The organism is Flavobacterium sp. (genome assembly GCF_027531705.1).
In the GTDB taxonomy this organism is placed as follows: domain Bacteria; phylum Bacteroidota; class Bacteroidia; order Flavobacteriales; family Flavobacteriaceae; genus Flavobacterium.
The window spans coordinates 119,481-132,900 of sequence record NZ_JAPZSP010000010.1 but is presented as its reverse complement, the minus strand read 5'-3'; the positions used below and the strand labels follow the sequence as shown (position 1 = coordinate 132,900).

Below are 13,420 nucleotides of genomic sequence, written 5' to 3'. Positions count from 1 at the left end.
CTAGAGCAGCTGATTTGTAATCAGCAGGTCGTGGGTTCGAGTCCCTCCGCCGGCTCTAAATAATATTTTCCGAAATAATTTGGAATTTGTTCTTTTATAGCACTGAAAAATCAATAAAAATGGGGAGATACTCAAGCGGCCAACGAGGGCAGACTGTAAATCTGCTGTGTGAACTTCGCAGGTTCGAATCCTGCTCTCCCCACAATTCCAAACCAACTCCCTGTCCTTTGGATAGGGTTGGGGTGGGGCTTCTGCCGACTTAGCTCAGGGGTAGAGTGCTTCCTTGGTAAGGAAGAGGTCACGGGTTCAATTCCCGTAGTTGGCTCAAAAATTGAATATTTGAACACTAATAAATATATAACTAAGATTAAAAATTAAGTAAAATGGCAAAAGAAAATTTTAACCGTAACAAGCCCCACTTAAACATAGGAACAATTGGGCACGTAGATCACGGAAAAACTACTTTGACTGCAGCAATCACTAAAGTATTATCTGATGCTGGTTACTGTCAAGCAAAATCGTTCGATCAAATTGATAACGCTCCAGAGGAGAAAGAAAGAGGTATTACAATTAATACATCTCACGTAGAGTATGAAACTGCTAACCGTCACTACGCACACGTTGACTGTCCTGGTCACGCGGATTACGTAAAAAACATGGTTACTGGTGCTGCTCAAATGGATGGTGCTATTTTAGTTGTTGCTGCAACTGATGGTCCAATGCCACAAACTCGTGAGCACATCCTTTTAGGACGTCAAGTTGGTATTCCAAGAATCGTTGTATTCATGAATAAAGTGGATATGGTTGATGATGCTGAGTTGTTAGAACTTGTTGAAATGGAAATCAGAGATTTATTGTCTTTCTACGAATATGATGGAGATAATGGTCCTGTTGTTCAAGGTTCAGCTTTAGGAGGATTGAATAATGATCCTGCTTGGGTTCCAAAAATCATTGAATTGATGGAAGCTGTTGACTCTTGGATTGAAGAGCCAGTTCGTGATACAGATAAACCATTCTTGATGCCAGTTGAAGACGTATTTACAATTACAGGTCGTGGAACTGTTGCTACAGGTCGTATCGAAACTGGAGTTGCAAATACTGGAGATGCTGTTGAAATCATCGGTATGGGAGCTGAAAAATTAACTTCTACTATTACTGGAGTTGAGATGTTCCGTAAAATCCTTGATAGAGGTGAAGCTGGAGATAACGTAGGATTACTTTTAAGAGGTATTGATAAAGCTGATATCAAAAGAGGTATGGTTATCATTAAGCCAGGTTCAGTAAAACCACACGCTACATTTAAAGCTGAGGTTTATATCTTGAAAAAAGAAGAAGGTGGTCGTCACACACCATTCCACAATAACTACCGTCCACAGTTTTACGTACGTACAACTGACGTAACAGGAGTTATTTCTTTACCAGCAGGTGTAGAGATGGTAATGCCAGGTGATAACTTAACTATAGATGTTGCTTTATTAAGTCCTATCGCAATGAGTGTTGGTTTACGTTTTGCTATCCGTGAAGGTGGTAGAACTGTTGGAGCTGGACAGGTTACTGAGATAGTAGGATAATCACATTTCATAATATTTATGAAACCAGTGTCGTAAAATAACGGCACTGGTTTTTAATGAAACGGGCGTAGTTCAAGGGTAGAATAGCGGTCTCCAAAACCGTTGATGGGGGTTCGAATCCCTCCGCCCGTGCAAAAAATAAAATACAATGACAAAAGTTGTTAATTACATATCTGAAGCTTTCGAAGAATTAAAGTCTAATGTTACTTGGCCAGTTTGGGCTGATGTTCAACGTTACACTATAATAGTAGCTTTATTTTCAGTTTTATTCGCTTTGGCAACATGGGGAGTAGATGAGCTTTTTGCTAAGTCTTTGGAAGGTTTTTTTAGATGGTTAAAAGGTTAATTCAATCGTAATGACAGACAATAACGTGAAAAAGTGGTATGTTGTTAGAGCGGTAAGTGGCCAAGAAAACAAAGTAAAGGCTTATATCGAAACTGAGACTAATAGACTTGGGATGAGTGATTATATTTCGCAAGTTCTTGTTCCTACTGAAAAAGTAGTGCAAGTTCGTGATGGAAAAAAAATTGCTAAAGACAAAGTTTATTTTCCTGGTTATGTAATGATTGAAGCAAATCTTGTTGGTGAAATACCTCACATTATTAAATCGATAACTGGTGTTATTGGTTTCTTAGGTGAAGTAAAAGGAGGAGATCCTGTGCCATTGAGAATGTCAGAAGTTAACAGAATGCTTGGAAAAGTAGATGAGTTAGCGGTTAAAACTGATACACATGCAATTCCTTTTAACTTAGGAGAAACAGTTAAAGTTATTGATGGTCCTTTCAATGGTTTCAATGGAACTATAGAAAAGATAAATGAAGAAAAGCGTAAACTTGAAGTAATGGTGAAAATTTTCGGAAGAAAAACACCTTTAGAATTGAGTTTTATGCAAGTTGAAAAAGTATAATTTTTTGTTACACACTTAATAAATCACATTCATCGCTTCCAAATGATAATGTGTTAAATTTTTAAACAATGGCTAAAGAGATTAGTAAAGTAGTTAAGCTACAAGTTAAGGGAGGTGCCGCGAATCCATCGCCACCGGTTGGACCTGCTCTAGGAGCTGCTGGTGTTAATATCATGGAGTTCTGTAAGCAATTTAATGCTAGAACCCAAGATAAAGCTGGTAAAGTTTGTCCTGTCCAAATTACGGTTTACAAAGATAAATCGTTTGATTTTGTTATCAAAACTCCACCTGCTGCGGTTCAATTGATGGATGCAGCAAAATTAAAATCTGGTTCTGGTGAACCTAATCGTAAAAAAGTAGCTAATATTACTTGGGATGTGATTAGAACTATTGCCGAAGATAAAATGGTGGATTTAAATGCGTTCACTATCGAATCAGCAATGAGTATGGTAGCTGGAACTGCTAGATCTATGGGTATAACAGTAACTGGAGACTCTCCTCTAAAATAAGAGATAGATATGGCAAAGTTGACAAAAAAACAAAAAGAAGCAGCTTCAAAAATTGAAAAAAACAAGTTATACTCTTTAAAAGATGCTTCTGCATTAGTTAAAGTTATTGCTTCAGCAAAATTTGACGAGTCTGTAGATATCGCTGTAAAATTAGGAGTTGATCCAAGAAAAGCGAATCAAATGGTACGTGGTGTGGTTGCATTACCTCACGGAACTGGTAAAAACATGAGAGTATTAGCGTTGGTAACTCCAGACAAAGAAGCAGAAGCTAAAGCTGCTGGAGCTGATCACGTAGGTCTTGATGATTACTTGCAAAAAATTAAAGATGGTTGGACAGATATCGATGTTATCGTTACTATGCCAGCTGTTATGGGTAAATTAGGACCATTAGGACGTGTTCTTGGACCACGTGGTTTAATGCCAAACCCTAAAACTGGAACTGTAACTATGGAGGTTGGTAAAGCTGTTGCTGAAATTAAAGCAGGTAAAATCGACTTTAAAGTAGATAAAACAGGTATCGTTCATGCTGGAATTGGAAAAGTATCTTTCGATGCTGATAAAATCCAAGAAAATGCACACGAAATTATTCAAACATTAATCAAACTTAAACCAACTGCTGCTAAAGGTACTTACATTAAAAGTATTCACCTTTCTAGCACTATGAGTCCAGCAATTGCTTTGGATCCTAAAGCAGTATAATTGGTAGTTAAAAATTTTTAGTATGACTAGAGAAGAAAAATCAATCGCGATTGAAGATTTAACTGCACAGTTAGCTGGTTCAAACATAGTTTACCTAGCAGATATTTCTGGATTAAATGCAGAAACTACATCTAACTTAAGAAGAGCTTGTTTTAAAGCTGGCATTAAATTAGAGGTTGTTAAAAATACATTATTAGCTAAAGCTATGGAAGCTTCTACTAATGACTATGGTGATTTACCATCAGTTCTTAAAGGAAACACTTCTATCTTTATTGCTGATATTGCTAATGCTCCTGGTAAAATTATCAAAGAATTTCGTAAGAAATCTGATAAACCAGTTTTCAAAGGTGCCTTTATCAATTCAGAAATTTATATTGGAGATAACTTATTAGATTCGTTAGCTTCACTTAAATCTAAAGAAGAGGTTATTGGAGAAATCATTGGATTACTTCAATCACCAGCACAAAGAGTTATTTCAGCTCTTAAAAACCAATTCAAAGACGAAGAATAGGTCAAGTTTATAAAGAATTTTATTCTTAAAATAAACACATAAAACACGCGCACAATAATAAATTATATTTTTACAAATCATTTTAAAACGATAGAAAAAATGGCAGATTTGAAACAATTCGCAGAACAATTAGTTAACTTAACAGTTAAAGAAGTTAACGATTTAGCAACAATATTAAAAGACGAGTATGGTATCGAACCAGCTGCAGCTGCTGTTGTAGTTTCTGGAGGTGGTGCTGGTGAAGCTGCTGCTGAAGAGCAATCAGAATTCACAGTAGTATTGAAAGATGCTGGTGCTTCTAAATTAGCTGTAGTAAAAGCGGTAAAAGAATTAACTGGTTTAGGTTTGAAAGAATCTAAAGATTTAGTTGATGCTGCTCCATCTAACATCAAAGAAGGTGTTGCTAAAGATGAAGCTGAAGGGCTTAAAAAAGCGCTTGAAGAAGCTGGAGCTGTAGTTGAACTTAAATAAGTTTTTCTAGGTTACTAGAATAAGGTTTAGACCTTGGATAAAGCATCCAATGGTCTAAACCATTTTTCGTATAATAAAATTATTTTAAGTTTTATTATAAAAAAGCATAAATACAAAAGGTTTTTAAATCAATACGAAGAAAGAAAATAGTGCAAAGAGAGTATCTCTTAGAGTATTTTTAAAGATGTATTGGTTATAAAAAAAAAGTATAGATTGTTTTATAAATTAAACAGTGTTTTACACAAAAATTACTTTTTTTAATCAAAATTTCTTCATTGATGATAACAAATCAGACCGAAAGATTGAATTTTGCCTCGACAAAAAACATACCTAACTATCCAGATTTTCTAGATGTTCAGGTAAAATCTTTTAAAGATTTCTTCCAATTGGAAACCAAATCTGACGAAAGAGGCGACGAAGGGTTATACAACACCTTCATGGAAAACTTCCCAATTACAGACACAAGAAATAACTTTGTGTTGGAGTTTTTAGATTACTTTGTAGATCCACCGAGATACACAATCCAAGAATGTATAGAAAGAGGTTTAACGTACAGCGTTCCTCTAAAAGCAAGATTAAAACTTTATTGTACAGATCCTGAACACGAAGATTTTGAAACTATTGTTCAAGATGTTTATTTAGGAACAATACCGTACATGACACCAAGTGGTACTTTTGTTATCAACGGTGCTGAACGTGTTGTAGTATCGCAATTGCATAGATCTCCTGGAGTTTTCTTCGGACAATCTTTCCATGCAAATGGTACAAAATTATATTCTGCCAGAGTAATTCCTTTCAAAGGTTCTTGGATAGAATTTGCTACCGATATCAATAGTGTAATGTACGCTTATATCGATAGAAAGAAAAAATTACCTGTAACAACTTTATTCCGTGCTATCGGTTTTGAAAGAGATAAGGATATCCTTGAAATTTTTGACCTTGCAGAAGAAATTAAAGTCTCTAAAACAGGACTTAAAAAATACATCGGTAGAAAATTAGCTGCTAGAGTATTGAATACTTGGCACGAAGATTTCGTAGATGAAGATACTGGTGAAGTAGTTTCTATCGAACGTAACGAAATCATTCTTGATAGAGATACTATTTTAGATAAAGATAATGTAGAAGAAATCATCGATGCTGATGTAAAATCAATATTACTTCATAAAGAAAGTAATTCGCAAGCTGATTATTCTATCATTCATAACACATTGCAAAAGGACCCAACTAACTCTGAAAAAGAGGCAGTTGAACATATCTACAGACAATTACGTAACGCTGAACCACCTGATGAGGAAACGGCTCGCGGTATTATAGATAAATTGTTCTTCTCAGACCAACGTTATAACTTAGGTGAAGTAGGTCGTTATAGAATGAACAAAAAACTTGGTTTAGATATCCCAATGGAAAAGCAAGTCTTGACCAAAGAAGATATCATTACTATTGTAAAATACTTAATTGAGTTAATTAACTCTAAAGCAGAGATTGATGATATTGACCACTTGTCAAATCGTCGTGTAAGAACTGTTGGTGAGCAATTATCACAACAATTTGGTGTTGGACTAGCACGTATGGCTAGAACCATTAGAGAAAGAATGAACGTTAGAGATAACGAGGTGTTTACACCAATTGATTTGATTAATGCTAAAACATTATCTTCAGTTATCAACTCTTTCTTCGGAACGAACCAGTTGTCTCAATTTATGGATCAAACCAATCCATTAGCTGAGATTACACACAAACGTAGATTATCGGCACTTGGACCAGGTGGACTTTCTCGTGAAAGAGCAGGTTTTGAGGTTCGTGACGTTCACTATACACACTACGGAAGACTTTGTCCTATTGAAACTCCTGAGGGACCAAACATTGGACTTATTTCATCTCTTGGTGTATATGCTAAAGTTAACGGAATGGGATTCATCGAAACACCTTACCGTAAGGTAACCAATGGTGTTGTCGATTTAGAATCTACTCCTATTTACCTAAGTGCAGAGGAAGAAGAAGGAAAAATGATTGCGCAAGCAAACATCGAAATGGATAATAATGGAAAAATCACAGCTGAAAAAGTTATTGCTCGTGAAGAAGGTGACTTCCCAGTTGTTGATCCTAATGTGGTTCATTATACTGACGTTGCACCTAACCAAATTGCCTCTATTTCTGCTTCTTTAATTCCTTTCTTGGAACATGATGATGCGAACCGTGCGTTGATGGGATCTAACATGATGCGTCAAGCCGTTCCTTTATTACGTCCAGAAGCTCCAATTGTTGGTACAGGTCTTGAAAGACAAGTAGCATCTGACTCGAGAGTATTAATTAATGCTGAAGGTCATGGAACTGTAGAATATGTTGATGCTAATATTATTACTATCAAATACGACAGAACTGAAGAAGAAAGAATGGTAAGTTTTGAATCAGATGAAAAAACTTATAATTTAATCAAATTCAGAAAAACCAATCAAAGTACTTCTATCAACCTTAAACCTATTGTTAGAAAAGGTGATAGAGTTATTCCTGGTCAAGTTTTATCTGAAGGTTATGCAACTCAAAATGGTGAGCTTGCTTTAGGAAGAAACCTAAAAGTAGCGTTCATGCCTTGGAAAGGGTATAACTTTGAGGATGCGATTGTAATTTCTGAAAAAGTGGTTCGTGATGATATTTTCACTTCTATCCACGTAGATGATTATTCATTAGAAGTAAGAGATACTAAATTAGGTAACGAAGAGTTAACTAACGATATTCCTAATGTTTCTGAAGAAGCTACTAAAGATTTAGATGAAAACGGAATGATTAGAATAGGAGCCGAAGTAAAACCTGGCGACATTCTTATCGGAAAAATTACTCCAAAAGGAGAATCAGATCCAACTCCTGAAGAAAAACTTTTAAGAGCTATCTTCGGTGATAAAGCGGGTGATGTAAAAGATGCTTCATTAAAAGCTTCTCCTTCATTACATGGTGTGGTTTTAGACAAAAAATTATTCGCGAGAGCGGTAAAAGATAAAAAGAAACGTACCAAAGATAAAGACGATTTGGGTGCTTTAGAAATGGAATTCGAAACTAAATTTGTTGAATTGAAAGACAAATTAATCGAAAAACTTTTCTTAATCGTTAACGGAAAAACATCGCAAGGTGTAATGAATGATTTGGGTGAAGAGGTTTTACCAAAAGGTAAAAAATATACTCAAAAAATGCTTTATGCTGTTGAAGATTTCGCTCACTTAACAAAAGGACAATGGGTTGCAGACGATGCTACCAATACAATGGTAAACGACTTAATCCATAACTATAAAATTAAGTTGAATGACCTTCAAGGTGCTTTACGTAGAGAGAAATTTACTATTACAGTTGGAGACGAATTACCAGCAGGTATTTTGAAACTAGCTAAAGTATATATCGCTAAAAAACGTAAACTAAAAGTTGGGGATAAAATGGCAGGACGTCACGGTAACAAAGGTATTGTTGCTCGTATTGTTCGTCACGAAGATATGCCTTTCTTAGAAGATGGAACACCTGTTGATATAGTATTGAATCCACTTGGGGTACCTTCTCGTATGAACATTGGTCAAATTTATGAAACAGTTCTTGGATGGGCTGGTCAAAAATTAGGTCGTAAATATGCAACACCAATCTTTGATGGTGCATCTTTAGATCAAATCAATGAGTTAACAGATGAAGCTGGAATTCCAAGATTCGGACACACTTATCTTTATGATGGTGGTACTGGAGAACGTTTCCACCAAGCAGCAACAGTTGGAGTTATCTATATGTTGAAACTTGGACACATGGTTGACGATAAAATGCACGCTCGTTCTATCGGACCATACTCACTTATTACGCAACAACCACTTGGAGGTAAAGCTCAATTTGGAGGTCAACGTTTTGGAGAGATGGAGGTTTGGGCGCTTGAAGCATACGGTGCATCAAGTACATTACGTGAAATTTTAACAGTAAAATCGGATGATGTTATTGGTAGAGCCAAAACTTACGAAGCTATCGTAAAAGGTGAATCAATGCCAGAACCAGGATTGCCAGAATCTTTCAACGTATTAATGCACGAATTAAAAGGTCTAGGTTTAGACATCAGATTAGAAGAATAATAATAGTAAACAGTCACAGTCGCAGTTTACAGTGTTAAAGCTGAAAACTGTGACTGAAAACTGATTACTTAATTTATAGAGTTTTTAGGATTTATACCCGTAACCCGTTCCGATTTTTTATTAAGACTTAATAATTAGCACTTCAAAAATTTAGTTGAAGTTTAGAGAAGTAATTCGTGGTAGCTTACTGATAAAAATAAAAATATCAGAAGTCTAAAATCAATTTTTAATTGCAATAAATCAATAGTAAAAACTATGATGAATAATAGAAATAACAACAACAGAGATAAAAACCCAATCAAAAGGTTTAACAAAATCTCGATAGGATTAGCTTCTCCAGAATCAATCTTGGCTGAGTCAAGAGGTGAAGTTTTAAAACCTGAAACTATCAATTATAGAACGCACAAACCAGAGCGTGATGGTCTTTTCTGCGAAAGAATTTTCGGTCCAGTAAAAGATTTTGAATGTGCTTGTGGTAAGTATAAAAGAATTCGCTACAAAGGAATCATTTGTGACCGTTGTGGTGTTGAAGTTACCGAAAAGAAAGTACGTCGTGATAGAGTAGGGCACATTAATCTTGTTGTTCCAATCGCTCATATCTGGTATTTCCGTTCACTTCCAAACAAAATTGGTTATATTTTAGGATTGCCATCTAAGAAATTAGATATGATTATCTACTACGAAAGATATGTAGTAATCCAACCAGGTATTGCCAAAAATGCAGAAGGTGAGCCAATCCATAGATTAGACTTTTTAACAGAAGAAGAATATCTAAATATTTTAGATACACTTCCTATGGAAAACCAATATTTAGATGATTTTGATCCAAATAAATTCGTTGCCAAAATGGGAGCTGAATGTATTATGGACTTATTAGCACGTATCGACCTTGATTCATTATCTTATGAATTACGTCATAGTGCTAACAACGAAACTTCTAAACAAAGAAAAACAGAAGCATTAAAAAGATTGCAAGTGGTTGAGTCATTCCGTGATTCAAACAAAAACAGAGAAAATCGTCCTGAATGGATGATTATGAAAGTAGTTCCGGTTATTCCACCAGAATTGCGTCCTCTTGTACCTCTTGATGGAGGTCGTTTTGCAACTTCAGATTTAAATGACCTTTACCGTCGTGTAATCATCCGTAACAATCGTTTGAAAAGATTAATGGAAATCAAAGCTCCAGAAGTTATCTTAAGAAACGAAAAACGTATGTTGCAAGAATCTGTAGATTCACTTTTCGATAATACTCGTAAAGCTTCTGCAGTTAAAACAGAATCAAATAGACCATTAAAATCTCTTTCTGACTCGTTAAAAGGTAAACAAGGTCGTTTCCGTCAAAACTTACTTGGAAAACGTGTGGATTATTCTGCTCGTTCGGTAATTGTTGTTGGACCTGAATTAAAATTATTCGAATGTGGTATCCCAAAAGATATGGCAGCCGAACTATACAAACCATTCGTTATTCGTAAATTAATCGAAAGAGGAATCGTTAAAACTGTAAAATCTGCAAAGAAAATTATAGATAAAAAAGAGCCAGTTGTATGGGATATTCTTGAAAATGTAATCAAAGGACATCCAGTATTACTAAACCGTGCTCCTACATTACACCGTTTGGGTATTCAGTCTTTCCAACCAAAATTAATTGAAGGAAAAGCTATCCAATTGCACCCATTAGTGTGTACGGCGTTCAACGCGGATTTTGATGGTGACCAGATGGCAGTTCACTTGCCGTTAGGACCAGAAGCAATATTAGAAGCACAATTATTATTATTAGCTTCTCATAACATTCTGAATCCTGCTAATGGTGCACCTATCACAGTACCTTCTCAAGACATGGTTTTGGGTCTATATTATATGACCAAAGAGCGTTTGTCTACTCCAGAACACAAAATTTTAGGAGAAGGATTAACTTTCTATTCTGCCGAAGAAACTAATATTGCTTTAAACGAAGGAAGATTAGAATTGAACGCAAGAGTAAAAATTAGAGCAAAAGATTTCAATGAAGCAGGTGAATTAGTTTACAAAATAATCCAAACTACTGCAGGTAGAGTATTATTTAATGAAGTAGTTCCTCAAGCAGCTGGATATATCAATGAGGTATTAACCAAAAAATCATTACGTGATATTATTGGTAAAATCCTTGCTGTAACAGATGTTCCTACTACTGCAGCTTTCCTTGATAATATGAAAGATATGGGTTATAAATTCGCTTTCAAAGGAGGTTTATCTTTCTCTTTAGGTGATATTAGAATCCCAGAACAAAAAACAAAATTAATTGCTGATGCTCGTGAACAAGTTGAAGGAATCTCTTTGAACTATAACATGGGATTGATTACCAATAACGAACGTTACAACCAAGTTATTGATATCTGGACATCTGCAAATGCACAACTTACAGAGTTAGCAATGAAAAATATCCGTGAAGACCAACAAGGTTTTAACTCGGTATATATGATGCTTGATTCTGGAGCGCGTGGATCTAAAGAGCAAATTCGTCAGCTTACAGGTATGCGTGGTTTGATGGCTAAACCTAAAAAATCGACTGCAGGTGGTGGAGAGATTATCGAGAATCCAATTCTTTCTAACTTTAAAGAAGGACTTTCAATCTTAGAATACTTCATCTCTACGCACGGTGCTCGTAAAGGTCTTGCCGATACCGCTCTTAAAACAGCTGATGCTGGTTACCTTACTCGTAGATTACATGACGTTTCTCAAGATGTTATTGTAAATACAGAAGATTGTGGTACTCTTAGAGGAATCGAAGTTTCTGCATTGAAGAAAAATGAAGAAATTGTTGAATCATTAGGTGAAAGAATTTTAGGTCGTGTAGCATTACAAGATGTTATCAATCCTTTAAGTTCTGAAGTAGTTGTTCGCGCAGGTGAGCAAATTACAGAAGCAATCGTAAAAACAATCGAAGAATCTCCAATCGAAAAAGTGGAAGTTCGTTCGCCTTTAACATGTGAAGCATTAAAAGGTATTTGTGCTAAATGTTACGGTAGAAACCTTGCTACTGGAAAAATGACTCAAAGAGGTGAAGCAGTCGGAGTTATCGCTGCTCAGTCTATTGGGGAACCAGGAACACAGTTAACACTTCGTACATTCCACGTTGGTGGGGTTGCGGGAGGAATTTCTGAAGAATCTAGCATCGTAATGCGTTTTGATGGTAAACTAGAAATAGAAGATCTTAAAACAGTTGTAGGTGAAGATAGCGAAGGAAATAAAGTAGATATCGTAGTTTCTCGTTCAACTGAATTAAAATTGGTTGAACCAAAAACTGGAATCGTATTAAATACACATAACATTCCTTACGGTTCTAGTATTTTCGTGAAAGACGGAGATATGGTAACTAAAGGAACTGCTATCTGTAAATGGGATCCATATAATGGAGTTATCGTTTCTGAATTTACTGGAAAAATTGCTTACGAAGATTTAGAACAAGGACAATCGTTCCAAGTTGAAATTGATGAGCAAACAGGTTTCCAAGAAAAAGTAATTTCTGAAGGAAGAAACAAAAAATTAATTCCAACTTTATTGATTTACGGAAAAGATAATGAGTTAATTCGTTCTTATAACTTACCAGTTGGTGCACACCTTATGGTAGAAGATGGAGAAAAAATTAAAGCGGGTAAAGTTTTAGTAAAAATTCCTCGTCGTTCTTCTAAATCTGGTGATATTACAGGAGGTTTACCAAGAATTACAGAGTTGTTAGAAGCTCGTAATCCTTCAAACCCAGCGGTAGTTTCTGAGATTGATGGTGTAGTTTCTTTTGGTAAAATTAAAAGAGGTAACCGTGAAATCATCATCGAATCTAAATTTGGTGAGGTTAAAAAATATCTTGTGAAATTATCTAGTCAAATTCTTGTTCAAGAAAATGACTTCGTAAGAGCAGGAGTTCCATTGTCTGACGGAGCAATTACACCAGATGATATCTTAAGAATCCAAGGACCAGCAGCTGTTCAACAGTATTTGGTTAACGAAATTCAAGAAGTATACCGTCTTCAAGGGGTAAAAATCAACGACAAACACTTTGAAGTTGTAATTCGTCAAATGATGCGTAAAGTAAGAGTAGAAGATCCAGGAGATACTTTATTCCTAGAAGAGCAATTAATTCATACTAAAGACTTTATTCTTGAAAATGATAAATTGTACGGAATGAAAGTGGTAGAAGATGCTGGAGATTCTAGCAACTTGAAACCAGGACAAATTATTTCGCCTCGTGAACTACGTGATGAAAATTCATTACTAAAACGTAATGACAAAAATCTAGTAGTAGCAAGAGATGTAATCACAGCAACAGCAACACCAGTATTACAAGGTATTACGAGAGCTTCGTTACAAACGAAATCATTTATCTCTGCGGCATCATTCCAGGAAACAACTAAAGTATTAAACGAAGCAGCAGTAGCTGGTAAAGTTGATTTCTTAGAAGGATTGAAAGAAAATGTAATTGTAGGTCATAGAATTCCAGCTGGAACAGGTATGAGAGAATACGACAACACAATTGTTGGTTCTAAAGACGATTACAATGAAATGATGGCTAATAAAGAAGAATACATTTATTAAAAATCATAACTAAATAATCATGCCGCTAATTCCTATTTTCAAAACTAGTGAGTTAGCGGCATTTTTTCTTAATCAACATCTAACACCCAAT

The 13,420-nt window shown here is 35.5% G+C and carries 9 protein-coding genes and 3 tRNA genes; all 12 read left to right on the top strand.

Annotated features, from left to right (window positions below):
* The first annotated feature begins 121 nt into the window (after positions 1-121).
* The 12 genes from O9267_RS05025 to rpoC all read left to right on the top strand — a co-directional run bounded on the left by O9267_RS05025 (position 122) and on the right by rpoC (position 13,329).
* Positions 122-202, top strand: a tRNA-Tyr gene (locus O9267_RS05025).
* Positions 203-253: 51 nt separating this feature from the next.
* A tRNA-Thr gene (locus O9267_RS05020) sits at positions 254-325 on the top strand.
* Between the two features lie 58 nt (positions 326-383).
* A complete protein-coding gene (tuf, locus tag O9267_RS05015) occupies positions 384-1,571 on the top strand; it encodes an elongation factor Tu (RefSeq protein WP_298176771.1) in 1,188 nt (395 codons plus the stop codon).
* A 61-nt stretch (positions 1,572-1,632) separates the two neighbouring features.
* A tRNA-Trp gene (locus O9267_RS05010) sits at positions 1,633-1,703 on the top strand.
* A gap of 16 nt (positions 1,704-1,719) precedes the next feature.
* Positions 1,720-1,917 (top strand): preprotein translocase subunit SecE, encoded by a 198-nt coding sequence (gene secE, locus O9267_RS05005; protein WP_298176769.1) that lies wholly within the window; start codon positions 1,720-1,722, stop codon positions 1,915-1,917.
* 10 nt (positions 1,918-1,927) lie between these two features.
* Positions 1,928-2,479, top strand: a complete 552-nt coding sequence (gene nusG / locus O9267_RS05000) for a transcription termination/antitermination protein NusG (RefSeq protein ID WP_298176767.1) — start codon at positions 1,928-1,930, stop codon at positions 2,477-2,479.
* Positions 2,480-2,547: 68 nt separating this feature from the next.
* Entirely contained in the window at positions 2,548-2,988 is a 441-nt protein-coding gene (gene rplK / locus O9267_RS04995; RefSeq protein WP_298176766.1) for a 50S ribosomal protein L11, read from the top strand.
* A gap of 9 nt (positions 2,989-2,997) precedes the next feature.
* Positions 2,998-3,687, top strand: coding sequence for a 50S ribosomal protein L1 (gene rplA / locus O9267_RS04990; RefSeq protein WP_298176764.1), 690 nt, complete (start codon positions 2,998-3,000; stop codon positions 3,685-3,687).
* Positions 3,688-3,709: 22 nt separating this feature from the next.
* Complete coding sequence (gene rplJ, locus O9267_RS04985; RefSeq protein ID WP_298176762.1) at positions 3,710-4,198, top strand: 50S ribosomal protein L10; 489 nt, start codon at positions 3,710-3,712, stop codon at positions 4,196-4,198.
* 99 nt (positions 4,199-4,297) lie between these two features.
* A complete protein-coding gene (rplL, locus tag O9267_RS04980; protein ID WP_298176760.1) occupies positions 4,298-4,669 on the top strand; it encodes a 50S ribosomal protein L7/L12 in 372 nt (123 codons plus the stop codon).
* Positions 4,670-4,947: 278 nt separating this feature from the next.
* Entirely contained in the window at positions 4,948-8,760 is a 3,813-nt protein-coding gene (rpoB, locus tag O9267_RS04975; RefSeq protein ID WP_298176758.1) for a DNA-directed RNA polymerase subunit beta, read from the top strand.
* Between the two features lie 255 nt (positions 8,761-9,015).
* On the top strand, positions 9,016-13,329 hold the full coding sequence (rpoC, locus tag O9267_RS04970) for a DNA-directed RNA polymerase subunit beta' (RefSeq protein ID WP_298176756.1): 4,314 nt from the start codon (positions 9,016-9,018) through the stop codon (positions 13,327-13,329).
* Positions 13,330-13,420: the final 91 nt, after the last annotated feature.